This is a genomic window from Virgisporangium aliadipatigenens, from assembly GCF_016863615.1.
Classification (GTDB): domain Bacteria; phylum Actinomycetota; class Actinomycetes; order Mycobacteriales; family Micromonosporaceae; genus Virgisporangium; species Virgisporangium aliadipatigenens.
Map to the genome: position 1 here is coordinate 13,296 of NZ_BOPF01000054.1, position 23,755 is coordinate 37,050.

Annotated in this window: 24 protein-coding genes; 13 read left to right on the forward strand and 11 right to left on the reverse strand. The window is 73.2% G+C overall.

The genetic code is table 11. From position 1 onward, the window contains the following. Positions 1 to 16: 16 nt before the first annotated feature. On the forward strand, positions 17 to 1,882 hold the full coding sequence (locus Val02_RS43085) for an asparagine synthase-related protein (RefSeq protein WP_203905150.1): 1,866 nt from the start codon (positions 17 to 19) through the stop codon (positions 1,880 to 1,882). Between the two features lie 20 nt (positions 1,883 to 1,902). Next, a complete protein-coding gene (locus tag Val02_RS43090) occupies positions 1,903 to 2,067 on the forward strand; it encodes a hypothetical protein (RefSeq protein ID WP_203905151.1) in 165 nt (54 codons plus the stop codon). Between the two features lie 9 nt (positions 2,068 to 2,076). On the opposite strand, the gene Val02_RS43095 is transcribed toward Val02_RS43090, so the two are convergent. Continuing rightward, positions 2,077 to 2,913, reverse strand: a complete 837-nt coding sequence (locus Val02_RS43095) for a phosphoenolpyruvate carboxykinase (ATP) (protein WP_203905152.1) — start codon at positions 2,911 to 2,913, stop codon at positions 2,077 to 2,079. A gap of 52 nt (positions 2,914 to 2,965) precedes the next feature. Between Val02_RS43095 and Val02_RS43100 the strand changes: the two genes are divergently transcribed. Together Val02_RS43100 and Val02_RS43105 are read left to right on the forward strand one after the other, a co-directional pair. Then, a complete protein-coding gene (locus Val02_RS43100) occupies positions 2,966 to 3,775 on the forward strand; it encodes a hypothetical protein (RefSeq protein ID WP_203905153.1) in 810 nt (269 codons plus the stop codon). After that, entirely contained in the window at positions 3,772 to 4,593 is an 822-nt protein-coding gene (locus Val02_RS43105; RefSeq protein ID WP_203905154.1) for a sulfotransferase domain-containing protein, read from the forward strand. Before Val02_RS43100 ends, Val02_RS43105 begins: the two co-directional genes overlap by 4 nt. Positions 4,594 to 4,742: 149 nt before the next feature. Here Val02_RS43105 and Val02_RS43110 read toward each other — a convergent pair whose 3' ends face one another. Both Val02_RS43110 and Val02_RS43115 read right to left on the reverse strand, forming a co-directional pair. Continuing rightward, positions 4,743 to 5,912 (reverse strand): RNA polymerase sigma factor, encoded by a 1,170-nt coding sequence (locus Val02_RS43110; RefSeq protein ID WP_203905193.1) that lies wholly within the window; start codon positions 5,910 to 5,912, stop codon positions 4,743 to 4,745. 49 nt (positions 5,913 to 5,961) lie between these two features. Further along, on the reverse strand, positions 5,962 to 6,306 hold the full coding sequence (locus tag Val02_RS43115) for a YciI family protein (RefSeq protein ID WP_203905155.1): 345 nt from the start codon (positions 6,304 to 6,306) through the stop codon (positions 5,962 to 5,964). Positions 6,307 to 6,450: 144 nt separating this feature from the next. On the opposite strand from Val02_RS43115, the gene Val02_RS43120 reads away from it, so the two are divergent. The 4 genes from Val02_RS43120 (at position 6,451) to Val02_RS43135 (ending at position 11,315) form a co-directional block, all read left to right on the forward strand. Next, on the forward strand, positions 6,451 to 7,254 hold the full coding sequence (locus Val02_RS43120) for a hypothetical protein (protein WP_203905156.1): 804 nt from the start codon (positions 6,451 to 6,453) through the stop codon (positions 7,252 to 7,254). Positions 7,255 to 7,307: 53 nt separating this feature from the next. Beyond that, complete coding sequence (locus tag Val02_RS43125; RefSeq protein WP_203905157.1) at positions 7,308 to 8,423, forward strand: hypothetical protein; 1,116 nt, start codon at positions 7,308 to 7,310, stop codon at positions 8,421 to 8,423. Further along, complete coding sequence (locus tag Val02_RS43130; RefSeq protein WP_373318049.1) at positions 8,411 to 9,904, forward strand: hypothetical protein; 1,494 nt, start codon at positions 8,411 to 8,413, stop codon at positions 9,902 to 9,904. Before Val02_RS43125 ends, Val02_RS43130 begins: the two co-directional genes overlap by 13 nt. Before the next feature lie 145 nt (positions 9,905 to 10,049). Then, complete coding sequence (locus Val02_RS43135; RefSeq protein ID WP_203905194.1) at positions 10,050 to 11,315, forward strand: AAA family ATPase; 1,266 nt, start codon at positions 10,050 to 10,052, stop codon at positions 11,313 to 11,315. Between the two features lie 44 nt (positions 11,316 to 11,359). Here Val02_RS43135 and Val02_RS43140 read toward each other — a convergent pair whose 3' ends face one another. The 3 genes from Val02_RS43140 to Val02_RS43150 all read right to left on the reverse strand — a co-directional run bounded on the left by Val02_RS43140 (position 11,360) and on the right by Val02_RS43150 (position 13,677). Beyond that, on the reverse strand, positions 11,360 to 11,902 hold the full coding sequence (locus tag Val02_RS43140; RefSeq protein WP_203905159.1) for a GNAT family N-acetyltransferase: 543 nt from the start codon (positions 11,900 to 11,902) through the stop codon (positions 11,360 to 11,362). 151 nt (positions 11,903 to 12,053) lie between these two features. Then, entirely contained in the window at positions 12,054 to 12,827 is a 774-nt protein-coding gene (locus tag Val02_RS43145; RefSeq protein WP_203905160.1) for a TIGR02452 family protein, read from the reverse strand. 196 nt (positions 12,828 to 13,023) lie between these two features. Further along, positions 13,024 to 13,677 carry an HNH endonuclease family protein gene (locus Val02_RS43150; protein ID WP_203905161.1) on the reverse strand — a complete coding sequence of 218 codons (654 nt, stop codon included), beginning with the start codon at positions 13,675 to 13,677 and terminating at the stop codon, positions 13,024 to 13,026. Positions 13,678 to 13,777: 100 nt separating this feature from the next. On the opposite strand from Val02_RS43150, the gene Val02_RS43155 reads away from it, so the two are divergent. Next, positions 13,778 to 16,567 (forward strand): AfsR/SARP family transcriptional regulator, encoded by a 2,790-nt coding sequence (locus tag Val02_RS43155; RefSeq protein ID WP_203905162.1) that lies wholly within the window; start codon positions 13,778 to 13,780, stop codon positions 16,565 to 16,567. Positions 16,568 to 16,628: 61 nt separating this feature from the next. Here Val02_RS43155 and Val02_RS43160 read toward each other — a convergent pair whose 3' ends face one another. The 3 genes from Val02_RS43160 to Val02_RS43170 all read right to left on the reverse strand — a co-directional run bounded on the left by Val02_RS43160 (position 16,629) and on the right by Val02_RS43170 (position 19,444). Then, positions 16,629 to 17,753, reverse strand: a complete 1,125-nt coding sequence (locus tag Val02_RS43160; protein ID WP_203905163.1) for a glycoside hydrolase family 19 protein — start codon at positions 17,751 to 17,753, stop codon at positions 16,629 to 16,631. 108 nt (positions 17,754 to 17,861) lie between these two features. Then, entirely contained in the window at positions 17,862 to 18,560 is a 699-nt protein-coding gene (locus Val02_RS43165; protein WP_203905164.1) for a DJ-1/PfpI family protein, read from the reverse strand. Between the two features lie 26 nt (positions 18,561 to 18,586). Further along, positions 18,587 to 19,444, reverse strand: coding sequence for a LysR family transcriptional regulator (locus Val02_RS43170; protein WP_203905165.1), 858 nt, complete (start codon positions 19,442 to 19,444; stop codon positions 18,587 to 18,589). Positions 19,445 to 19,533: 89 nt separating this feature from the next. Between Val02_RS43170 and Val02_RS43175 the strand changes: the two genes are divergently transcribed. From Val02_RS43175 to Val02_RS43185, 3 genes are read left to right on the forward strand one after another with little or no spacing between them, the layout of a single operon-like run. Continuing rightward, a complete protein-coding gene (locus Val02_RS43175) occupies positions 19,534 to 20,022 on the forward strand; it encodes a nuclear transport factor 2 family protein (RefSeq protein WP_203905166.1) in 489 nt (162 codons plus the stop codon). A 56-nt stretch (positions 20,023 to 20,078) separates the two neighbouring features. Beyond that, complete coding sequence (locus tag Val02_RS43180) at positions 20,079 to 20,879, forward strand: ATP-binding cassette domain-containing protein (protein ID WP_203905167.1); 801 nt, start codon at positions 20,079 to 20,081, stop codon at positions 20,877 to 20,879. After that, positions 20,876 to 21,520 (forward strand): hypothetical protein, encoded by a 645-nt coding sequence (locus Val02_RS43185; protein ID WP_203905168.1) that lies wholly within the window; start codon positions 20,876 to 20,878, stop codon positions 21,518 to 21,520. The genes Val02_RS43180 and Val02_RS43185 overlap by 4 nt, the downstream gene beginning before the upstream one ends. Positions 21,521 to 21,555: 35 nt before the next feature. Here the strand turns inward: Val02_RS43185 and Val02_RS43190 are convergent, their stop codons facing one another. Together Val02_RS43190 and Val02_RS43195 are read right to left on the reverse strand one after the other, a co-directional pair. After that, positions 21,556 to 22,215 carry a response regulator gene (locus Val02_RS43190; RefSeq protein ID WP_203905169.1) on the reverse strand — a complete coding sequence of 220 codons (660 nt, stop codon included), beginning with the start codon at positions 22,213 to 22,215 and terminating at the stop codon, positions 21,556 to 21,558. Continuing rightward, a complete protein-coding gene (locus Val02_RS43195; RefSeq protein ID WP_203905170.1) occupies positions 22,212 to 23,255 on the reverse strand; it encodes a sensor histidine kinase in 1,044 nt (347 codons plus the stop codon). The genes Val02_RS43190 and Val02_RS43195 overlap by 4 nt, the downstream gene beginning before the upstream one ends. 25 nt (positions 23,256 to 23,280) lie before the next feature. Here Val02_RS43195 and Val02_RS43200 point away from each other — a divergent pair, with 25 nt between their 5' ends. Then, on the forward strand, positions 23,281 to 23,754 hold the full coding sequence (locus Val02_RS43200) for a GNAT family N-acetyltransferase (RefSeq protein ID WP_203905171.1): 474 nt from the start codon (positions 23,281 to 23,283) through the stop codon (positions 23,752 to 23,754). Position 23,755 lies beyond the last annotated feature (1 nt).

The window sequence follows — 23,755 nt, forward strand, 5'->3', positions numbered from 1 at the left end:
CAAAAAGGACAGCCCCGTGAGCGGCGTCTACGGCGCCGTCGGACTGGACGGGCGGCCGCTCGGCGCCAGGGAGCTGGCCGGGCTGCGGGAGATCATCGCGCCGCTCGGCCCCGATACGGGAGATCCCTGGTCCGGCCGACCGGGGCGGCTCGGCGCCGCGCTGGGCGCCGTCGGCACCGCGCCACTGTCCACTGTGGACGGCGACCTGGCGGTCGTCGCGGACGCCGTACTGGAGGACCGCCGCGGGCTCGCCGGTGTGCTCGGGCTGCCGGCGGACGCGCCCGACGCGACGTTCGTGTGCGCGGCGTACCGACGCTGGGGGCCGGAGTGCGTCGCACACCTGCGCGGCGGGTTCGCGTTCGCCGTCGCCGACGCGCGTCGCGGTGGGGTGTTCATCGCCCGGGACCGGCTCGGCATCCGGCCGCTGCACGTGTACCGGACTCCGCGGGAGCTGGTCTTCGCGTCGACGGCGTTCGCGCTCACCGGATGGGACGCCGTCGGGTCCACAGTGGACGAGGTGCGCGTCGCCGCGTTCCTGTACGCGACGTTCGAGCCCGAACGCACCTGGGTGGCCGGCGTACGGCCGGTCCCGCCCGCGACGGCGCTCTGGGTGGACGGCTCGGGTGTGCACACCCGGCGCTACTGGCGGCCGGCACTCGACGCGACGGGGCCGGGGCGCGACCACGCGCAGGCCCTGCGCGAGGCGTTGGCGGCGGCCGTCGCGGACCGGGCGGAACGGGGCCCCGTCGGGGTGCTCCTGAGCGGCGGGCTGGACAGCGGTTCGGTGGCGGCTCTCGCGGCGGCCCACGGGATCGTGCGCACCTACACGTCGGTGCCGGCGCCCGACTGGAACGTGCCGGCCGTCGGCAACACCGTGGTCGACGAGAGCGAACTGGTGCGCGACCTGGCCGCCCGGCATCCCCACCTCCGACCGTCCTTCATGGACAGTCGCGGGATTCCGTTGCTGGACGGGCACGAGGAGTCGTTCGCGGCCGGAGGCACGCCCGCGCACAACGTGCTCAACGTGACGTGGACGCGGGCGTTCCACGCGCGGGCGGCCGCGGACGGCGTGCGCGTTCTGCTGCACGGCGGGGGCGGCAACTTCTTCTTCTCCCCGGATGAACCGGGCTGGCTCGCCGCGCTCGTGCGACGGGGCCGCTGGCGTACCGCCGCCCGCGAGGCGGCGCACTGGTCCCGGGTCCGGGGCATCCCACTGCGCTCCGTCCTGCGCGGCCCGCTGCTGGCCGAACTGGTGCCGGCGGCCGTCCGGAAGCGCCGGCAGGCGGCGTGGACCTCGGCGGCGCTCCGCGCCGACGGCTGGCTCCGGCCGGAGCGGCGACACCTCATCACCGACGAACGCCTCGGCGCGACGGCCGATTTCGCGTGGTTCGCATCGCCGGTGGTCCTCGATGCGCTCGCGGCGCAGGCGGAGTTCGCGGCGGCCGAGGAGGCGCGGTGGGGCCTGTGCGTCTCCGATCCCACGCTTGACCTGCGGGTGGTCGAGGCGGCCTGCGCGCAGCCGGCGTGGCTGCGACGCTCCGCCGGACAGACCCGGGCGGTGTGCCGGGCGGCGACGGCGGGTCTCCTGCCGGACTCGATCCGGCTCGCGCGCGGCCGCGGGATCCAGGTGGCGGACTGGTCCGACCGGATCGCCGACGCGCGCCCCGAACTCCTGACCGAGGTCGCGGCGGCGCGCGAGAACCCGCTGGTGAGCGGCCTCGTCGACCTCGACGCGATCGCCGGCACCCTCGCGGAGTGGCCGGGCAGCGAGCCGTCCCCGATCCACCGGGGCGGGCTGCTACGGGCGCTGCTCGCCTCCCGGTACATCCGCTGGTTCGAGGAACATTCCAGGCCAAAAGCCCGTAATCTTCCGTTCGTCTGATCATTGAGAAAGGACTTCACATGCCTGAGTGTCAGCCGCCCACCGAGACCGGACACCCCGCGGAAGCACCGGCGCGCGCCGGTTGGAGCCCGCCGGAGCTGCGCCGGCTGGTCATCGAGGAGACCGCCGCCGGCGCGGGAGTCATGCCGGACGGCCCCATGATGATGATGCCGATGTTCAGCTGACGGGTTTCGTCAGCCGACGGGGGTCGCCCGTACGTCTCCGATCAGCGCGGCCACCCGGTCGACGGACCAGGTGGCCGCCGGGCGGGTCAGCACGGCGGTGTCGACCCGCCCGGCGAGGTCGGCCGCCCAGGCGAATACCTCCGACGGCCACAGCTTCATCAGCATCGGGAACCGATAGGCGTTGCGCAGCAACAGGTTCACCGCCTCCAGCCGATCCGGCCGGGCGTAGCGCACCTCGTCCGCCCCCGGGTCGCGCCGCAGCCAGACCACCGAGTCGAGGCGCACCGGCGCGGCCGGCCCGACGGGCAACGAGTACTTCGCATCGCTCTCGCACACCGGTTCGGCGTCGGACACGTCGACTCCGAGCGCGGCGGCGGTCTCCGGCCACACGTGCAGGGCGCGGCCGAACGGCGTCACCACACCCGCGGCGGAAACCGGTGACACGTCGTCGGTCACCAGCTCGTGGCCGGCCGCCCGCAGCGCCAACACCGTCGTGGACTTGCCGGCACCGCTGTCGCCCGTCACGGCGATGCCCCGCCCGTGTGCCCGGACGGTCGAGGCGTGCAGCGCGAACTCCCGTCGCTGCCCCAGCAGCAGGGCCACCACCGTTCCATGGAGAAGGCTCCGGAGCGCGAACGGGTCACCGCCCGGGTAGGCCTCGACGGTGATCCGCGCGCCCTCCTCGACCAGAAACCGCGCGACCCCCGCGACGTCGAAGCGCGCGACCGACGCGTCGGCGCACAGCCGCGTGCCGTCCGGCGCCGTCCACTCGAACGTCGGCCGCCGCGGACCGCCGCCCGCGCGGCCCGGCCGCACCTCGGCTCCCATCAGATGATGTACGCGCATGACGTGAGGATATTCGCATTAAGATCTAATTTGTCCGTTCCAAGGAGGTGTCGTGGATCTGGCCTGGCCGCCCGCCTGGCGACTGGCCCCGGTGCCCGAACGACTCCCCGACCCGGTGGCCAGCACCGGTGTCGTGACCGCGACGGCCGACCGGGTGCTGTGCCGGATCCCGTCCGTCGGCCGCTTCATGGCCCGCGCACGGGGGCCGATCGACGTTCGCCCCGAACGCCGCGCCACCGACGCCGACGTGCGCTGCTTCCTCGGCGTGGCCGGCACCGCCCGGTGGCTGCTGGGCGGCGTGCCGACGCTGCGCGGCGCGGCCGTCGCGCTGAACGGCGCGGGCGTCGTCATCTGCGGGCCCGCCGCCGGCGGCACGTCGGCGCTCACCGCCGCACTCGCCCTGCGCGGGCACGGCGTTCTCGCGGATCGGGTCGCGCTGGTCACCGGCGACCCGCCGCTGCTGCGCCGCACCGACGACGAGGTGCAGCTCTGGCCCGACATGGCCGACGCCCTGGACATCCCGTCGACGGTCGGCCGGGTCGTGCGGCCGGCGCTGGCGAAGCGCGCGTACCGGCTCGGACCGGAGCCGTCCGCGGTGCCGCTGCGCGCCGTGGTGCTCCTGCCGGGCACCGAACCCGGGCCGGTCCGACTGACCACTGTGGACGGTGCGGAGGAGCGTTCCGCCGAACTGCACGGACGCGAGTGGCACCGCCGGCTCGTGGCGCCGCTGCTCGGAAAGCCGGCCCGGCACACGTGGGCGGCGTCGGTCGCCGGTGCGGCGCGCGTGCTGCGGTTCAGCGGCCGACTGCACGACCTCCACCCGACGGCGCTCGCCGCGAAGGTCGAAGAAGCGTTCCCGTGACGGGGATTCTCTGGCTGGCCTCGTATCCGAAGTCGGGGAACACGTGGCTGCGCGCGGTGCTCACGGCGGCCCGCAGCGGCGCCGACGTCGACCTCGACGCGCTCGCCGGAGCGGCCGTCGCGGCGTCCCGGGACGTGCTGGAGGACCTGCTGGGCGTGCCGACCACCGACCTGACCAGCGCGGAGATCGACCGGCTGCGCCCGGGCGCGGACGACGTGGCCGCCGCGGCGGCGCGTTCGGAACCGCTCCTGCGCAAGATCCACGACGCGTTCGGGGCGGAGCCGGTCATCTCCGTCGCCGCCGCGCACGCCGCCGTCTACCTGGTGCGTGACCCCCGCGACGTGGCCGTGTCGATGGCGCACCACTCCGGGGTGTCGTTCGAGGAGGCGGTGCGGCGGTTGTGCGTTCCGCACGCGACGGCGCCGTTGCACCCGGCCCGGCCGGGCAAGCAGGTGCGCCAGTACTTCGGGACCTGGTCGGAGCATGTGCTCGGCTGGGTCGACCAGCGGCGGTTCCCGGTGTACGTGCTGCGCTACGAGGACGCGCTGGCCGATCCGGTGCCGGCGTTCGCGCCCGCGGTGCGGCTCGCCGGGTTCGACCTCACCGACGAGGCCCTGGCCGCCGCCGTCCGCCGGGCCGACTTTGCCGTCCTGGCCGATCTCGAGTCCCGCTCCGGTTTCCGGGAACGTCCACCGCACGCCGAGCGCTTCTTCCGCCGTGGCCGGGCAGGCGGCTGGCGCGACGAGTTGCCCGCGGCGCTGGCCGAGCGCATCGTCGATCGGCACGGCGAGGTGATGACGCGCTTCGGGTACCTGTGAGCGAGTGCATGGCACGGCGCCTGGACCGCAGCGCAGCGGAGGGACGCCGCCGTGGGGCGGAGCCGTGCACTGAGCGGGAAACACTGTGAGCGAGTGCAGAGCACGGCGCCTGGACCGCAGGCAGCGGAGGGACGCCGCCGTGGGAGGCGTTAAGCGCCGCGGACCTCGTTCAGGCGGCGGGTCAGGAAGTCCCGCTCGGGGCCGTTGTCGGTCAGGGCCAACGCCTGCCGGTAGCAGGCGGCCGCCTCGCCGGCCCGGCCCAGCCGCCGCAGCAGGTCCGCCCGCGCGGCCGGCAGATAGCGGTAGCCCGCGAGCCGCGGGTCGTCCACCAGCGGGTCGAGCGCGGCGAGCCCCACCGCCGGCCCGTCGGCCATCGCCACGGCGACCGCCCGGTTCAGCGCCACCACCGGCGAGGGCCACACCCGCAGCAGCACGTCGTACAGGCCGACGATCTGCGGCCAGTCGGTGTCCACATAGGACGGCGCCTCGGCGTGCAGGGCAGCGATCGCCGCCTGCAACGCGAACCGGCCGGCGCCACCGCGCAGCGCCCCCGGCACCAGTGCGCGTCCCTCGGCGATGGCGGCGCGATCCCACCGTTCCCTCGACTGCTCCGCGAGAAGGAGAAGACGGCCGTCCGGGGCGGTCCGGGCGTCGCGGCGGGCGTCCGTGAGAAGCAGGAGCGCGAGCAGCCCGCGGACCTCGCGCTCGTCGGGCATCAGCATCCGCAGCATGCGGGTCAGCTCGAACGCCCGCTCCACCAGGTCGGTGCGCACCAGCCGCTCCCCCTCCGGCGCCGTGTGGCCGGTCGTGTAGAGCAGGTGCACCACCGTGAGAACGGCGTCGAGCCGGTCCGGCAGTTCCTCCGGAGCCGGTACCCGGTAGGCGATCCGGGCGGCGGCGATCTTCTTCTTCGCACGCGTCACGCGCGCCGCCATCGTCGCCTCCGGCACCAGGAACGCCCGCGCGATCTCGCCGGTGCTCAGTCCGCACACCAGCCGCAGCGTCAGCGCCACCTGCGCCTCGCGGGCGATCGCCGGGTGGCAGCACGTAAAGACCAGGCGCAGCCGGTCGTCGGGGATATCGTCCACAGTGGACCCGGGCTCGACCCTCTCGACGAGGAGCGGCAACTTGGTGCGCAACACCTGCGCCCGCCGGTGGGCGTCGATCGCCCGCCGCCGCGCGGCCGTCGTCAGCCAGGCACCCGGATTCGCCGGAACGCCCTCGCGCAGCCACACGTCCAGGGCCGCCACGTAGGCGTCCTGCACACACTCCTCGGCGAGATCCAGGTCGCCGGCGACCCGCGCCGTCGCGGCGAGCACGAAGGCCCACTCGCGACGGTGCGCGTCGGCGACCGCCTCCCGGACGGCCCTACTCGTCAAACTTCATGACGGGTCGGACCTCCACCCCGCCCCCACCGGCGGGGCAGAGCTTCGCGATCGCGATGGCCTTGTCGAGATCCTCCGCCTCGATGACGTAATAGCCGCCGAGCGCCTCCTTCGTCTCCACGAACGGCCCGTCCGTGACGATGTCGCCGCGAATGGTGGTGGCGGTGGCGGTCGGCTGGAGCGCCTCGCCGCCGAGGATCCGGCCGCCCAGTTCGGGGACCTGCTGGCTGAACCGGGCGTGGTCGTCCATCGCCTTCTGCCAGTCCTCGGGCGTGGCCTGCTCGTAGAACTCCTCCGACTCGTAGATCAGGATCAGGTACTGCGCCATGGTGTCCTCCTCGGTGGTGCCCGATGGGCATTGTGCTCCGACACCCACCCGTCGAACGGCGGGTCGACGAATTCGACAACCCCACGATTTTTTTCTCCCGAAATGGTTATTGCTGGAAATTGCTGGAGGACTTACCTTCGGATCATGGCGGAGCCCGTGGAGGAGCTGGAACGGCGCATCGAGCGCCTGCGTTCGGCCGTCCGCCACGCCGTCACCACGGGTGACCGCGCCACCGCGCGCACCCTCCGGGCCGAGTTGCGACGGGCCGAGGACGCCTGGGAGGAGGCCCTCGACGACCTCGCCGACCAGGCACCCGCCGCGCCGCTGCCACCCCGGCAGCGGGCCGTCCCGGGACTCCTGCCCCTGCGTGAGCAGGTGCACACCGCACTGTCGTTACTCTCCGTTCCGGCTGCGCCGCGGCTCGTCGTCCAGGTGCACCACGCGTTCTTCGGGGAGGACGTGCCGAGTGCCAAGCTGACCAGCCTGCGGCGGGACGAGGAACGGTCGTTCCGGTCGGCGCCGTTCGCGCGTCCGTACTACCTGTGCGCGGCGCTGACGGCCGACCGGCTCGCCCCGGCCCGCGGCCTGCTCGCCGTCTCGACCTGGCCGCTCGAGCACCGCATCGTCGGCCCCCTCAGCCCGCGCGTCGACTTCCTCACGGCGGCGGTACGGGTGGCCGAGCACGCCGAGCGGCTGTCCAAGGTGGACGGTGGCGTGGCCCGGCTGCTGTGGATGTTCGGGGCCAACATCCCGGGCGCCGCCAGTGGCATCGGGACCGCCGCGCCGGCCGCGGTGATCCGGGCGGCCCGCGCCGAGCTGGATTCGCACACGGGCGTCGACCGTTCGCACCGCACGGCCGCCGCCGCCCGCGCCCGCGCGCATCTCGACGACGTCGGACAGCTCTTCGGCACCCAGCTCCGCGCCGTCCGTTCGAGAACAGGCACCTGACGCTTCCCCACGTCTTCCCCCCGCGAAGGACTCCCACCGTGCAGAACGCTCCCGTGACCAGCACCGAAGCGCACCTGGACCGGCTCCGTGGCGACGTCGCGCCGGTCAACCACAACGCCCGCACCATCGCCGCCCTGACCGGCAATCCCGGGTGCCGCCGCCGCGCCGTTCTCGACGCCGCCGGCGTCGACAAGAAGGCGATGTCCGTTCACATCGGACACCCCGTGCCCTTCGGCCAGTCGACCTTCGCCATCACCCGGGGGAACGCCTTCGAGGCGCAGGTCAAGGCGAACGGCTGCGCGGAGCTGCTGACCATGCTGCGCGAACGGCTCGGCCTCGACATCGCCGAGGTCGCATACAACGACCTGGAGGAGGCGGGCGGCAACGGCAGCCGCGAAGTGCGCCACGCCCTCGCCCGGCGGATGATCGACGGCGCCGCCGCCGGGGTCGAGGGCGCCGGCACGCTCTTCGACCACCCGCTGCTCGGCCTGCCGATCGGCGGCCGCACGGTGTATCTGGAGCCCGACCTGATCGCCTTCCAGGTCGGCGCGCAGTTCCACATCATCGAGATCAAGTCGTTCCCGGTCATCGACGGGCAGGCCGACGGGGGCAAGGTGGCGGCCGCCGCCGTGCAGTCCGCCGTGTACGTGCTGGCCCTGCGTCGCCTGTTCGAGGAACTCGGGCACGACCCGCAGCGCGTGTCGCACAATGTGATCCTCGTGTGCCCCGAAAACTTCTCCAACCGGCCGGTCGCCACGCTCCTGGACGTGCGCCGCCAGTTGACCGTCCTCAAGCGACAGTTGTCCCGGCTGCGCCGCGTCGACGAACTGCTCGCCACGCTCGACCCCGGGCTGACGTTCGACCTGGGGGTACGGGACGGGACGGCGACCCGGCCGGCCGGCGAGGTCGTCGCGGCGCTCGGCGAGGTGGAGGCGCGCTACTCCCCGGACTGTCTCGACATGTGCGAGCTCTCCTACTTCTGCCGGGCCGAGGCGCGGGGCACCACGCACGCGCTCGGCCGCACCGTGCGCGAGGAACTGGGCGGCATCGAGTTCGTCGACACGGCGTTGCGCCTCGCCGAAGGCAGATTGGCTCCCACGGTGGAGCTGGCGGAGACGGCCCACGCCCTGCGCACCGCCCTGCGGATGCGCACGGAGTGCCTGTCTTGACGGCACTGACCGCCCTCGCCCGGGCCATCGCCGTCCGGGAGGAACGGGCCCAGCCGCTCACCACCGTGCGCCACGTCCACATCGGAGCGCGGCCGCTGGTCTTCGTGCCGCTGGCGCTGGCCGGCGAGGCAAACGCCCCGCTGGCCGCCCTGGTCGGCGACGATCGCGCCGCGCCGCACCTGCTCGTGGTGCCGCAGCCGCGAAACCGCGCGCAGCGCTTCGCGTTCGCCGCCGAGCTGGGGCACCTGGTGCTCGACTACCTGAGGAGCTTCACGCACTTCCGCGAGGACGTGCCGATCAACCGCGGTCGCGAGGTGCGGCAACGGTTCTCCGACGCGCCGCAGCTCATCGTGCCGAATCCGGCCGGGGTGGCGTTCACCCGGCTGCTGGGCCGCTCGACGCGGCTGCGCCGCACCGACGGGCCGTACGCGGTGGATCCCGTGGTGCCGCTGCTCGGGAGGTGGCTGACGTTCCTCGCCGAACGCGCCGAGCATCCCGGCTCGTCGCTCATGGTGGCGATGACCCGGGCGCTGTCGATGCACTGGGCCACCGGGCAGAGTTCCACCGAGGACGCCAATCTCGCCGCGCTGCTCGGCTGGATCGCGCCGCCCGAGGGGCGTTCCCCCGTGGAAGCCGCGGCCGACGCGGAGGACGCCGATCTGTGGCCGCCGGCCGGACCGGCCACCGATCCGACGTTCGACAACGAGATCCTGTCGCCGGCGATCGCCCGGCACGAGCGCGACCCGCGCCACTTCGACGGACTGCGCAAGGTCCTGAACTCCCAGCTGGAACCGACCTGGCACCTGATGTGGCGCGGCATCGACGTTCTCGGTGGACTGTCGCCGGGCGCCTCCGTGGCCGAACGCTGGGCCGACGACCGCGACAGCTTCACCAACTACGTCACCTACCTGGCGGGCGACAACCCGCTGCCGCAGGCCCGCCGGGACAGCGCGACCGCCGCCGCCCGACGACTGTCCACAATGGAACGGGCCCAGAACGTCTACGACGTGCAGCGCGCCATGGACGATCCGCTCGTGATGGCCGAATACCGGCTCGGCGGGGAGGCCTTCGCCGGCACGGTCACGTACGCCGCGCCGGACCGGATCGACGCCAGCAGCGGCCGGCGCAAGCTGCGCCCGCAGATCCTCGTGCACACCGACGACCCGCTGCGCCTGACGCCGGGCGCCACGGTCAGCGACCGCTCCCGGCCCAAGCAGAAGGCCGTGATCGTGCGGGTGTCCACACTGGACAGCGGCGGCTACGAGGTACAGCTCGAACTGAGCGGCGGCATGGGAAACTCGCTCGTCGCGCCGCCCGGCAGCGTGCCCGCCGTCGGCGAACGCCTCACCTACAGCGCGCTCGACGCGGCGTTCCGGCAGCCGGACCGGTTCCCCGCCAACGAGGAGACGCCGTGGACGCACGGCGGCCCGCCCCAGCAGTACGTGCCCACGAACGACGACGCCGTGGAGGACTGGTCATGAGCGCGCGGCGGGACGGCGCGGTGTCGCCTGGACTGAGGAGTGCAGGGAGCGTAGCGACCGGAATGACGAGGGAAGGCGACACCGCGGGCGCCGTCCCGACGCTTGCGCGGGGGACACTGTGACCGTGGACGTCTTTCCCGCGGTGATGCAGGACTTCCTGCACGGCGACCGCCCCGGCGTGGTCGTCGACTCACCGCCCGGCGCCGGCAAGTCCACTCTCGTCAAGCGGGTCGCCACCCACCTGGCGGGGGCCGGGGAGCCGCTCGCCATCGTCGCCCAGACCAACGAACAGGTCGACGACCTCGTCGCCGGCATCGCCGCCGCGGCCCCCGACTCGCAGGTCGGCCGCCTCTCCCGGGACGGCTACCTGGCCAGCGCCCGCGTCGCCGGCCATCGCAACGTCGTGGTCGACAGCAAGATGGGCAACCTCACCGGTTCGGCCGTCGTCATCAGCACCGCCGCCAAGTGGGCCACGGTCACCGACGGCAGCTGGCCGTGGGCCATCGTCGACGAGGCGTACCAGATGCGCTCCGACGCCCTGCTGCGCATCGCGGGGCGCTTCGAGCGCACGCTGTTCGTGGGCGATCCGGGGCAGCTGGACCCGTTCTCCGTGGTGGAGACCGAACGGTGGGCCGGCCTGTCGTGGGACCCGCAGCAGAGCGCGATGGCGGTCCTCCTCGCGCACAACCCGTCCATAAAGCCGCATCGCCTGGAGGTCTCCTGGCGGCTTCCGGCCACGGCCGCCCCGGTCGTCTCGGAGGCCTTCTACCCCTACACGCCCTTCACCTCCGGGACGGGGCCCGAGGACCGCTCGCTCTTCTTCCGCACGCGGGCGTTCGGGAAGTCCACTGTGGACTACTCGCTGGAGACCGCCGCCGCGACCGGCTGGGCCCTGCACGAGCTGCCCCGCCGCCAGACGCTGCGCACCGACGCCGAGGTGGCCCGCGCGTGCGCGCAGTTGGCCACGCGGCTGCTGGAACGCAGCGCCGTGGCCGTCTCCGAGAAGGCACCCGACGGGGCACCGGTGACCGCCGACCGGATCGCCATCGGGACCGCGCACCGGGACCAGGCGGCGGCGGTGCGCGCGCACCTGCCGGCCGACACGGGCATCACCGTCGACACCGCCAACCGGCTGCAGGGGCGCGAGTACGACGTGACGATCGTGTGGCATCCGCTGTCCGGGCGGCGCGACGCGACCGCGTTCCACCTGGAGTCGGGGCGGCTGTGCGTGCTGACGTCGCGGCACCGGCACGCGTGCGTGGTGGTGGCCCGGGCCGGCATCCCGGACCTGCTCGACGCGCACCCTTCGACCGGCCGCATGTATCTCAACGAGGCGGTGAAGTTCCCGGACGGCTGGGAGGCCAACCAGGCGGTGCTGGCCCACCTCTCCGAGCATCGCGTCCCCGCCTGACCGGGCCGGGCAAGTGATGGGGCGAAACGCAGGTCATGAGCGGCTCATAACCGCGATAGGTCCCCACTACCTGCGGCCGGCGTGACCGGGCGGCGCATGGCGGTGCGGGGCCAGCGGTCCAGGCCGATCTCCGCCTCGTGGCGGCGCAGCGCCCGCAGTCCCGGCGTCAGCTCCGCGTCGGGCACCGGCACGAAGCCGAGGCGCGCGTAGTAGGGGGCGTTCCACGGGATCTCGATGAACGTGGTCAACGTCAGGGCCGGCAGCCCGCCCGCGGCGGCGACCCCGGCGGCGTGCTCGATGAGGCCGCGGCCGAGGCGACGCCGCGCGGCGTCGGGGTGCACGGACACCTGCTCGATGTGCAGCGCCCCGTCGATCTCGTCGGCGAGCAGGTAGGCGACCGGCCGGTCGGCGTCGTCCACCGACACCCACGCCCGCCCGTCGCGCTGGTAGCCGGCCAGCTGTGCCACGGGGAACGGCTCGTCGTCCGCGATCTCCGGCATCCCGACGGCCCGGAAGCACTCGCCGGCGGCCCGCTCGATGTCCCGCAGTAGTTCGAGTTCGTCGGCTCGTGCGCCCCTGATGTTCACCTACGCCTCAGGTCCAAAAGATGTCCCGCATCTCGCACCACCTTCCCGGAAGCTCTCCTTCCGATCTTCGGCAACACTTACCGCAACCTTGAGACAACCCAGAGCTAACGCCTGAACGCCCGACACGGTCTGTCCGCGGGTACCGAACCCGTCAGACGGCGCGCGGGGCGCCGAACCGCTCGGCGAAGGCGTTGTACACGGGAGTCCCGCTGACATGATCCAACACGGCGAAAACCACGTGATCGAACCCACCCAGGACGGTGGCGAACGCCTCAGCAACCACAGCCGGATCGTTACGGAACACGCCGCATCCCCACGCCCCGAGCACGAGCCGCCGCTCCCCGTGCGCGGCGGCGACGTCGAGCACCCGGCGCGCGCGGCGCTCCAACACCGCCGGCACCGTCGCCGCGTTCGCGGGCTGGCTGCGCAGCACGGCGCCGTTGTTGGGCGCGGCGGCCGTCAGGAACGACACCTCGTACGCGGGGTCGATCAGCCGCCCCTTGTCGTCGCGGAACACCGGCACGCGCGGCGAGTAGATGACCCGGTCGCTGTAGCGCAGATCCTTCTCGGCGCGATGGTGCTCGTAGAACTCGAACACCGAACTCAGGCACGGGTACAGCCCCGACGCCCGCGCGATGCTCTCCTCCTGCGCCTGCGCCCCGCCGAGGAACCCGCCACCGGGGTTGCGCGCGGAGGCGAAGTTGAGCGCGGCCACCGGCCCGTCCCCGGCCAGCCGGCGCGCGGCGACAAGCGTGCTCTCCCGCGTCACCTCGACCACCGGAACGTCCACAGTGGACCGCGCCGGCAGCGGGTCGTCGGGGAGGTAGAGGCGGGTGCCGGCGACGGCCGCGTCGGTAGCGGGATACCGGCCGGACTCCAGCAGCTCCAGCGTTTCCTTGGCGATCGCCCGCAATCTCCCGCTCATGTCGCCGCCTCGCTTCGCTCCCCGGCGCCCTGAGACGCGAGCACACAGTGCCCCATGATTCGCTCCCGCAAGCGTCCGCTCATGCGTGATGCTTAGCAGGATCACCGCGCGGACGGCCACCGCAATAGACCCACCGGAGGCCGGTCCCTGAGGCGAGGACCGGCCTCCGGCAGCGGGGAACTACGGGAGAAAAGGTCTAGTAGAGCGTCACCGTGATCGTGACGTTCGTGCAGGAGGCCGCGTAGCCGGTCAGCGCCGCCTTCTCCGCGGAGTCGACGGTGAGCGCCCACCGCTTCTTCACGGCCACCCACTCCTGGACGTACCGGCAGGTGGCGCCGCTGTTCGTGGGCATCCACTCGGCCGGGTCCCGGTCGCTCTTGGACTGGTTGACGCTGTCCTTGACGGCGACGAGGGCGCGGCTCTCGGTGAGGTCGTTCGCGTACGCCTGGCGCTTGGCGGTGGTCCAGCTGCGCGCGCCGGAGTCCCACGCCTCGGCCAACGCCACCATGTGGTCGATGTCCAGGTCGGAGGGGAGCGTGTAGTACGTGTTGTTGTAGTAGGAGTACCAGCGGCCGCCGGTGAGGGAGCAGCCGGAGCCGACCGTGGGCCTGGTGGTGGCCTCGGCGATGAGGACCTCGTAGCGGGTGTTGCAGCCGTCGCCGTCGGCGTCGATCCAGTGCGGGAAGAGGTCCCGGTTGTAGCCGGTGCGCACCTCGGTGGCGACGGTGAGCGAGGAGACCGCCGTGCGCAGCGGCGCGGAGTAGGTGGCGGCCTGCGCCGGGGCCGCCCAGGCGAACGTCGCCAGCAGCCCGCCGACCAGGGCCGCGATGGATAGCCGGGTCGGTGCCATGGAAGGTGCCTCCCTCGGTTCTGCGGATATGCAGTGAGACTCCGATAGGTGATAATCGATCTGTCATCGAGTTGTCATCACCGTCGCTCAGCATGAGATCTTGATCGAGTTCTATGTCTTGGGTCAGTTGCAGGTGTGGGCCGACGGCTCCCGCCTGCGACTACGCGGTACACGGCAGGAGCGGCTGTTGGCCGGCCTGCTGCTGGACTCTGGGCGCACCGTGCCGATCGAGCGGCTCGCGGCCGCCGTCTGGGAGGACGAGCCACCGCCGACGGCCGAGCGCCAGGTGCGCAACCTCGCCGCGGACCTGCGGCGGCGCCTCGTAGCGGCGGGTGCGCCCGCGCAGACCATGGCCACCGAGCGGGCCGGGTACCGCATCGCCGTCGACGGGGACCGGCTCGACGCGGAGCGGTTCCACAAGCTCGTGGCCACCGCCCGGGCGGGCCGGGACAGCGATCCCGCGGGGGCGGTGGCGGCGTTCCGGGCGGCGCTGGCGTTGTGGCGCGGCGAGCTGCTCGACGGCCTCGGCGGCCGTCTCGTCGAGTCCGTCGCACCGGCGTGGACCGAGCGCCGCCTGGCCGCCTGGGAGGAGTGCCTTTCGCTGGAACTGGCGCTGGGCCGCCACGCCGACGTCGTCGCCGAGCTGAGCGAACTGGCGGTGCGGTACCCGTTCCGGGAACGGCTCACGGAGCTGGCGATGCTGGCGCTGTACCGCTGCGGCCGCCAGTCCGAGGCGCTCACCGCCTACCGGGAGCTGCGCTGCCGGCTGGCCGACGAGTTGGGCGTGGACCCCACCGGCGACGTGACCCGGCTGCACGAGGCGATCCTGCGCCGGGACGTGGCACCCCGCGAGGCCGAGCAGGCCGCCCAGGCACCGCGCCCCGCGCAGCTTCCCGCGCGGCCGCCGACGTTCGTGGGGCGCGACGCCGAGCTGGCCGTGCTCGACGCGCTCGCCGCGCGCACGGCCGCGGAAGGAGCGGAGGGCGCCGGCGCGGTCGGCGCGATCACCGGGACGGCCGGCGTGGGCAAGACGGCGCTGGCCGTGCACTGGTCGCACCGCGCCGCCGAACGCTTCCCCGACGGCCAGCTCTACGTGGACCTGCACGGGTTCGAGCCCTCGGGCACACACGTGTCGGCCGGTGAGGCGGTGCGTGGTTTCCTGGACGCGCTCGGGGTTTCCGGGCCGCGCGTGCCGGACGGGGAGGCCGCGCAGGCCGCCCTGTACCGGACCCTCCTCAGTGGACGGAGGATGCTGGTCGTCCTCGACAACGCGCGGGACGCCGCGCACGTGCGGCCGCTGTTACCCGGCAGCGGCACGTGCATGGTGCTGGTCACCAGTCGCGACGAGCTGACCGGGCTGGTCGCCGTCGCCGACGCACGGCCGCTGCCGATGAAGCTCTTCTCCTCCTCGGAGGCCACCGACCTGCTGACCCGGCGGATCGGCAAGGAGCGGGTCACCGCCGAGCCGGACGCGGTCGACGCGATCGTCCGCCGCTGCGCCGGACTCCCGCTGGCGCTGGCCATCACCGCGGCGCGGGCCGCGACGCGCCCCGGCTTCGACCTCTCTTCCTTGGCGGGGGAACTGCGTGACGCCAACGGTTTCCCGGCGGGTCCGCTCTCCGGCACCGACCCGGCGACCGACATCGCCTCGGTGTTCGACTGGTCCTACCGCACGCTGCGGCCCGAGGCGGCCCGGCTGTTCCGCCTCATCGGGGTGCACCCGGGCACCGACGTGACCGCGGCGGCGGCGGCCAGCCTCGCGGGCGTCGGCGTCGAGGAGTCCGAACGCCTCCTGCGCGACCTCGCCCGCGGGCATCTCGTCGCCGAGCCGGTGCCGGGCCGGTTCGCGGCGCACGACCTGCTGCGCGCGTACGCCGCCCATCTGGCGCACGCCCACGAGCCGCCGGCCGAACGCACGAATGCCGTGCGGCGCGTGCTCGACCACTACCTGCGCACCGCCCACGCCGCCACGCTCCTGCTCAACCCGCGCCGCGACGCCGTCCCGCTGGTCGAACCCCTCCCGGGAGTCATTCCCCAGGTGCTGTGCACGACCGATGCGGCGCTCAGGTGGTTCACCGAGGAACACGACACGCTGCTCGCGGCCGTGACCGCCGCGGCGGACCTGGGACTGGACGCGCACGCCTGGCAACTGGCCTGGGCCTACGCGCCGATCCTGGACCGGCGCGGCTACTGGCGGGACTGGATCGCGGTGCAGGAGGTGGCCCTCGACGCGGCGCGGCGCCTCGGCGACCTGCGCGGACAGGCGGACGGGCACCGGCACCTCGCGGGCGCGCTCGGCCGGCTGGGCCGCTACGACGAGGCGAGCGCGCACTACACGCGGGCGTTGGAGCTGTACCAGGAGCTGGCCGACGGCACCGGCGAGGCCAACATGCTCATCAATCTCAGCTGGGTCTTCGAACAGCAGGGGCGGCACCGCGACGCGCTCGCCGCGACGCTGCGCTCCCTGGACATCTTCCGCGCGGCGGGCAACCGCACCGGCGAGGCCGTCGCGCTGAACGCCACCGGCTGGCACCTGGCGCATCTGGAGGAGTTCGCCGACGCGGCCGACTACTGCGGGCGGGCGCTGGCCCTGCACGAGGCGCTGGAGAACCCGGTGGGCGCCGGCAACACGTTCGACAGCCTGGGTTTCATCCGGCACCGCCTCGGCGACCTCGACGGCGCGGCCGAGGCGTACGCCCGTTCCCTCGAAATCTTCCGCCGGGTCGGCGACCGCTACAGCGAGGCCTGCGCGATGGCCCACATCGGCGACGTCCTGTACGCGGCCGGCACACCCGTCGCCGCCCGGAACGCCTGGCGCGACGCGCTCGCCGTCTTCGAACGCTTCTCCCCGCGCGACGCCGAACGGATCAGGGTGAAGCTGCTGCAGTAGACGCGTGGAGAGGTGCGACCCCCCAGGACCGCACCTCTCCCCTCCCCTGTAGCAAAGCTCGTCAGCAGGACAGGTTTCCGCCGGGGCTCACGCCCAGGATGCCCGCGAACTTGTTGTAGGCGTTGATCCGGCTCTGCACCTGGTCCGGGTGGGCGCCGGCGCACTCGATGCTGTTGATGGCGCGGATCGTCACGCCGAACCCGTGCCCGCCGGACATCGCGGCGTGCGAGGTCATGCCGGCGGCGCCGGTGCCGGTCATCCAGTACCAGATGCCGGTCATCCAGGAGACCGACGAGTCCGTGGCGACCAGGTTCGGGTTGCCCAGCAGGTCGATGCCGAGCGCGTCGCCGGCCGCCTTGTAGTTGAAGTTCCAGCTGAGCTGGATCGGGCCGCGGCCGTGGTAGGCCGTCTGGCCGGCCGGGCAGCCGTAGGGCTGGCTGCGGTCGCAGTAGTTGCCCCAGACCGCCTGGTTGATCTCGTCGACGTGCACGAGGCCGCCGGTCTCGTGGTTGACGTTCGCGAGGAACGCCGCCGCTTCCTGCTTCTTGCGGGTGTCGTCACCGGTGTTCGCGAACGCGGGGTACTTCTTCAGCGCGGTGACGAGGCCGGCGTACGTGTAGAAGTCCTGCCGGCGACCCGGGAACATCGCGTTGAACTGCGCCTCGCTGACCACGAAGCCGGAGGTGTTGCCGCCGCCGGTGTTGCCGCCGCCGGGGTTGGTACCCCCGCCGCCCGTGCAGGAGAACGGCGACCAGAACCAGGTGCTGATCACCGGGTCGTAGCCGGGGTTCTCATGCGTCGCCTTGTAGTACTGGCCGTTCGTGTACTTCACGATCGAGCCCTCGGCGTAGAACTGTCCGGCGGCCCAGTTCGGGTAGTTGCACTGGGTGCCCGGGTTGGTGCCGGGGTTGGTGCCCCCGCCGCTGCTGCCGCTGCACTGGCCGTTGTCCTTCCAGACCTGCGAACCGCCGGTGCTCGGCGCCTCGAACTGGGTCCACCACTTGGCGATCCAGTTGCGGCCGTTGTAGGAGACCTTGGCGCCGCCGGTGTACACCGCGTCGTTCTTGTACGCGGCGGCGCATGCCTCGGCGGCGTTCGACGCCGTCATCGGCAGGATCGCGGCCGCGGCGGCGGCGACGAGCACGGCAGTGAAGCCGAGAATGCTCAGAGAGCGCTTTCTGGACATGTTCACCTTTGGGGGACAGGCATCGACTGGGATGCCATACCTAATCCCGGGAACGGTGACCGGGTCAACGTTCCTTAAAGGCTTTTGGAGTCCGTTAAGGAACGACCCTCACGACGTCCACACAATGCCACGGCTTTCGTACTCAAGGACGTTCTCGCAGGCGATCGCGACGTCCGCGCCGAGTTCTCGACGTACCAGGTGCAGCGCCAGTTCGAGTCCCGACGTGACACCCGCGGCGGTCACCAGATCGCGGTCGTCCACCACGCGCGCGTCCTTGACGACGCCGCCCCGGCGGGCCAGTTCCGCCTTGGCACCCGTGTGCGTGGTGCAGGGGCGGCCGCTCGTCAGGCCGGCGGCGGCCAGGACGATCGCGCCGGTGCACAGCGACGAGACGGTCAGGCCCCGCCGCGGGGCGGCGGCGGCGAGCAGGCGCGGCAGCGTTCCCTCGTTGATCTCGGCCCAGATGCCGGGTTCGTTCGGCCGGCCGAAGCCGCCGCCGGGCACCACCAGCAGATCCGCCTCGCGCGGCGCCCAGCCGTTCGCCACCTCGACCCTGGTGCCCCAGCTCGCCGTCACCACGCGCGGGCCGGTGGCCGTCACGTAGGAGACCCGCGCGGCGCCGCCGCTGAGCCGGCCGGCGAGCGAGAACACCTCGTACGGGGCGGTGTAGTCCTGCTCCTCCGCGCCGTCGAACATGACGACCTGCACGCGCAGCGGCCGGCCGGCGCTCCGGTTCGACGCGGCGGCGACGGCCGGGCCGGTCAGCGGTGCCGCGGCGGCCGCGCCCAGCAGGGTCCTGCGCTCCATTTTTCCTCCCGAGGAATTGACGCCTGTCATTCAGTCGTTTCCCGGGCGGAGAAAGTTCCCGCGTCGATGAATGCGCGCACGCGGGCGGTGGCGCGGGTCGTGCGCCACACCGGACCCCACTCCAGTGGGGGCGCGTCGCGCAGCGGGACATAGATGACGTCGGGACGGGCGTGGAATTCGGCCGCGTGGGCGCCGACGACGAACGCGCCCCGGCCGGCACCGACCAGCGTGAGCACCTCCTGGAAGGTCTCCGCCCGTGGGCCGTTTGCGGTCGGGCCCACCGAGCACGGCGCATCGACCATCGGTTGACCGGTCAGCTCGGCCACGGACACGGCACCCCGCCGCGCCCACGGGTGCCGCACCGACACGGCCAGCATCCGCCGTTCGGACAGGAGCACGGGGCCGGCGGTGAGGCCCGGGCCCTCGATCGGGAAACAGCCCAGCAGCAGGTCGATCCCGTCGTCCGACTCGTCGGCGAGACGTTCCGCGGCGCCGCCGATGTGTACCTCGCGCAGCCGCACCGCGCAGTCCCGGTACCGGCGCCGGAACGCCTCCCCCGCCCGCATCGCCAACTGTCCCGCCGCCGCGCCGACGAACCCGACGCGCAGCTCTCCGGTGAGGCCACGCCCGTCGGCGACCGCCCTCGCCAGGCCGGCCCTGATCTGCTGATACGCCGGGCGCAGGTCCTCCTCCAGCCGCCGGCCGGTCGACGTCAGCGCCACCCGGCGACTGGTGCGCACGAACAGCGGCACGCCGACGCGGCGTTCGAGGGCGCGCACGAGCTGGCTGACCCGCGCCGTCGTCAGGCCCAGGTGCGCCGCCGTGCGGCCGAAGTGCAGCTCCCGCGCCAGCACCAGGAACGCCTCCAGCTCCTGCCGTTCCATCTCCACCCCCGTCGATCGTCAAGCCCGGCTTCACGATCGTTGCAGGGACGGCCGTTGATCCGCGCCGCCGGCGGCACGACCGTGGAGGCATGTACGTCACATCCGAACGCGCACTCGCCACGGCCTCCGCCGAAGAGCTGCGCGACCGCGTCGAAGTGGTCGACGCCCTGTACCGCTTCGGGCTCGGGCAGGACCTGCGCGACCGCGACCTGTTCGCGTCGGCGTTCGCGGTCGACGCCACGCTCGACTTCCGGCCGGCGGCCGCCCGCTGGGGAGCCGAGGTGCCGCTGATGACCGGCCGGGACGCGATCGTCGACACGATCCTCGGCAGGTTCGCCGGGCGGGTCGACACCACGCACGTGGTCACCAACCCGCGCGTGCGCCTCGACGGCGACGCCGCCCGGCTCACCGCCCTCGTGGAGGCCCAGCACCTGTTGAGCGCCGACCACGCCGTACACGCCCTGCTGAAGAACCTCTACGACGTCGCACTTGTTCGGGACGGTTCGCGCTGGGTGGTGCGCTCCATGCGGATCGAGAACGTCTGGTACACCGGCACCCCGGCCGCGATCTTCGCCTGAGGACTGAATTCCCGGGACGGATGTGCGGGCCCGCCCGATGCGGCAGGGTCGTTCCCATGATCGAACTGCGCGGCGTGGGCAAGCGCTACCCGGGCCGCCCGGCCGTCCTGCGCGGCGTCGACCTGACCCTGCGGCCTCGCGACATCGTCGCCGTCACCGGGGGGAACGGCTCCGGCAAGTCCACCCTCCTGCGCATCGTCGCCGGGGTGTCGCGACCCAGCACCGGCACGGTCACCGGCCGGCCCGCACCCGTCGGCTGGGTGCCCGAACGCTTCCCGGCGCAGCAGCGCGTCTCCGCCCGCGACTACCTCACGCACCACGGCCGGATCCGGGGCCTCGACACGCATCGGGCCCGCCGCCGCGCCGGCGAACTCCTCGACCGGCTCGCACTCGTGGGCGGCGACGCGACCCGGCTGCGCGACCTGTCCAAGGGCAACGCGCAGAAGGTGGCGCTGGCGCAGGCTCTGGTCGTTCCACCGGAGCTCTTGGTACTGGACGAACCCTGGAGCGGCCTCGACGCCTCGGCGCACGCGACGCTGCGGGAGCTCATCGCCGACGTGGCCGGCGCGGGCGGCACGGTCGTCCTCACCGACCACCGGGAGGCGGTGCTCGAGGCGACCGCGACCGTGGTGCACCACATCGACGGCGGCCGGCTCGTCGCCCGAACGTCCACAGTGGACACCGCCGTCGTCGACCTGGCCGGCTCCGGGCCGCCGCCGTGGCGCGGCATGCCGGGGGTGTTCGAGGCGCACCGCGACGGCGGCGTGGTGCGGATCCGGGTCGACGGCGCCCGCTGCGACGAACTCCTCGCCGTGGCGCTGCACGAGGGCTGGTCGGTGCGCGGGGTGCGGCGGTGACCGCACTCGTGCGCTACACGCTGTCCATGACGGTGCACGGTCAGGCGTACCTGCCGCCGCTGATCCTGTGGGCGTCGGCGGTGGTGGTCCTGACGATGAACGACCTCGGCCCCCTGACGGGCTCGTACGCGGCGTGCGCGATGACGCTGTTCGTCTGCCTGACCTGGCTCACCGCCGTGCAGGTGAACACCGAGTCGCAGACCCAGCGGGCGATGACCGCCGTCGCCGCCGGCGGCCTCCCGCGGGTCTTCGTCGCCCACGTGCTCGCGGCGCTCGTCTTCTCCGCGGCCCTCACCGCCGTGGGACTGGTGTTCCCGATCGTCGCCGGAACCCACACCGTCACGGCCGCGGACGTCGCGATCGGCGCCACCGCCCAGGGGATCTGCGCGGTGACCGGGATCGCGGCGGGGCTGCTCTGTTCGCGGCCGGTCGTGCCGCGCACGGGCTACGCGGTCGTGCTCGCGCTGCTGCTCGACGGGTTCCTGCTGATCGCCAACGCGGTGCCGCCGGTGGGCCCGGTCGTGCGCGGGCTGAACGCCGGGATCCCGCCCGGGCGTCTGGCCGGACACGCGGCGGTGGCGGTGGCGCTGCTGGTGCTCGCGGTCGCGACGGCTTCGGCGGTAGCGTCCCGCCGCGACTGAGCCGCCCTCGCCCGCTACCCGCCGGCGGCGGGTGATCAGACCAGGCCGGCCTCGTGGGCGAGGATCACCAGGCGGATCCGGTCCCGGGCGTCGAGCTTCGTCAGGAGCCGGCTCACGTGGGACTTCACCGTCGCGACCGTCAGGTGCAGCGCCTCGGCGATCTCCGCGTTCGACAGGCCGGTGGCGATCAGCATGAGGATCTCGCGTTCGCGGTCGGTGAGGCGTTCCAGTGGTGCCGCAGCCGGCCGCGGAGCGGCGCTCCCGCGCACGAACGTGTCCACCAGCCGGCGGGTCACCGACGGGGCGAGCAGCGCCTCCCCGGCCGCCACGACGCGGATCGCCGCCAGCAGGTCCGCCGGCGGAGCCGTCTTCAGCAGGAAGCCGCTCGCCCCGGCGCGCAGCGCCGCGTACACGTAGGCGTCCAGGTCGAACATCGTCAGGATCAGCACCCGCACCCCGGCCGTCGCCGGGTCGGCGCAGATCCGCCGGGTCGCCTCGATGCCGTCGAGGTCCGGCATCCGCACGTCCATCAGGACGACGTCCGGGCGTTCCGCCCGAGCCGTGGCCACCGCCGCGTGCCCGGTCCCCGCCTCCCCCACGACCGTCATCCCCGGTTCATGGTCGATGAGGAACGTGAAACTGCCCCGCAGCAGCGCCTGATCGTCCGCCACGAGCACACGCACGTCGTCGGTCACGCCGGCAGCCTTACCGTGACGCGGAATCCGCCGTCGGGCATCGGCCCGGCCTCGCAGGTTCCGCCGTGGGCGGCGGCCCGTTCGCGGATGCCGAGGAGCCCGTGACCGTCCTGTGTGGACTGTGCCGCGGCGGTGCCGTCGTCGCGCACCTCGACGAGGATCTCCCCCGCCGTGGCCGCCACGGTGACCGCGCAGTGGGCGGGGGCGGCGTGCTTGGCGGCGTTCGTCAGGGACTCCTGCACGATGCGGTACACGGTCGGCCGCAACGGTTCCGGCACCTCGTCCGCCCGTACGGTGACGCGCAGCCCGGCGGCTTCGGCGTTGCGCACGAGCCCCGCGATCTCGGGCGGGTCGTCGCGCAGCACCCCGAGCATGTGCTTCATCTCCGCCAGCGCCTCCCGGCCGGTCGCCTCGATGACCCGCAGCGCCTCGCCCGCCTCGCCCGGGATCCCGTCGCCGAGCACGTGGTTGACGACGCCGGCCTTCACGGTGATCACCCCGATGCTGTGGGCGACGACGTCGTGGAGTTCCCGCGCGATGCGCAGGCGCTCGCGGACGACGGCCTGCTCAGCCAGTTCCCGCGAGAACTGGAGTGCGGTCGCACGCTGCTCGCGCACGGCACCGCCGAGCGCCCACGAACCCGTCGTCAACGCCAGCCCGACCACGACGAACCCGGGCCCGCTCCACCACCACCGCACCGACAGCTCGACCGGCGCGGTCCCGACGGCGGTGGCCACGACGAGCACGACGGCGACCGCCGCCGGCCGCCACACCCGCCACCGGCTGGTCAGCGCGACCGCGTACAGCGCGAACGCCACCGCCACGAACGGATCCCGCACCGCCCCGTACGACACGGCCACGGCCGACGCGACCACCACGACGGCCAGGACCGGCACCGGCCACACCCGCCGAACGGCCACCGGCAGCCCGGTCGCCGCCACGAGCCCGACCGCCACGGGGTCGTCGTGCCGCAGCAGCACCAGCAGGCCCACGTAGCCGGCGGCGCACACGGCGTCGACCGCCACCGACCTCCGATCCACGCCGGTGATCCTAGGCTCGTCGGACATGGGAGAACTCATCGTCACCGTCGCCACCGAATCCGATCGCGCCGCTTTCCTGTCCTCTGTGGACGGACTGTTCCACGAGGACCTCCAGATCCACGATCCCTACGGGGATCCGGAGTGGGCCGCGCGCGGCGGCGACGCCTACTTCACCGCGCTGCTCGACGACCTCGACGCCGTCCCGCTCATCGCCCGCGACGGGGATGCGGTCCTCGGTCACCTGGTCGGGCGTGTGATGGAACCGGATGTGCTCCGCCCGGGCACGAAGGTGGCCTCGTTGGAGAGCATCCGCGTGGCGCCACCGGCGCGGGGCAGCGGTGTCGGCGGCCGGTTGGTCGCCGCGTTCTTCGCGTGGGCGCGCGAGCGCGGGGCGGTGCGCGCCGGCGTCACGGCGTACGCGGCGAACGAAGGCGCGCAACGGTTCTACGCCCGGCACGGCTTCGCACCGTCGAGCGTCAGCCTGCGCGCCCCGCTGTAGC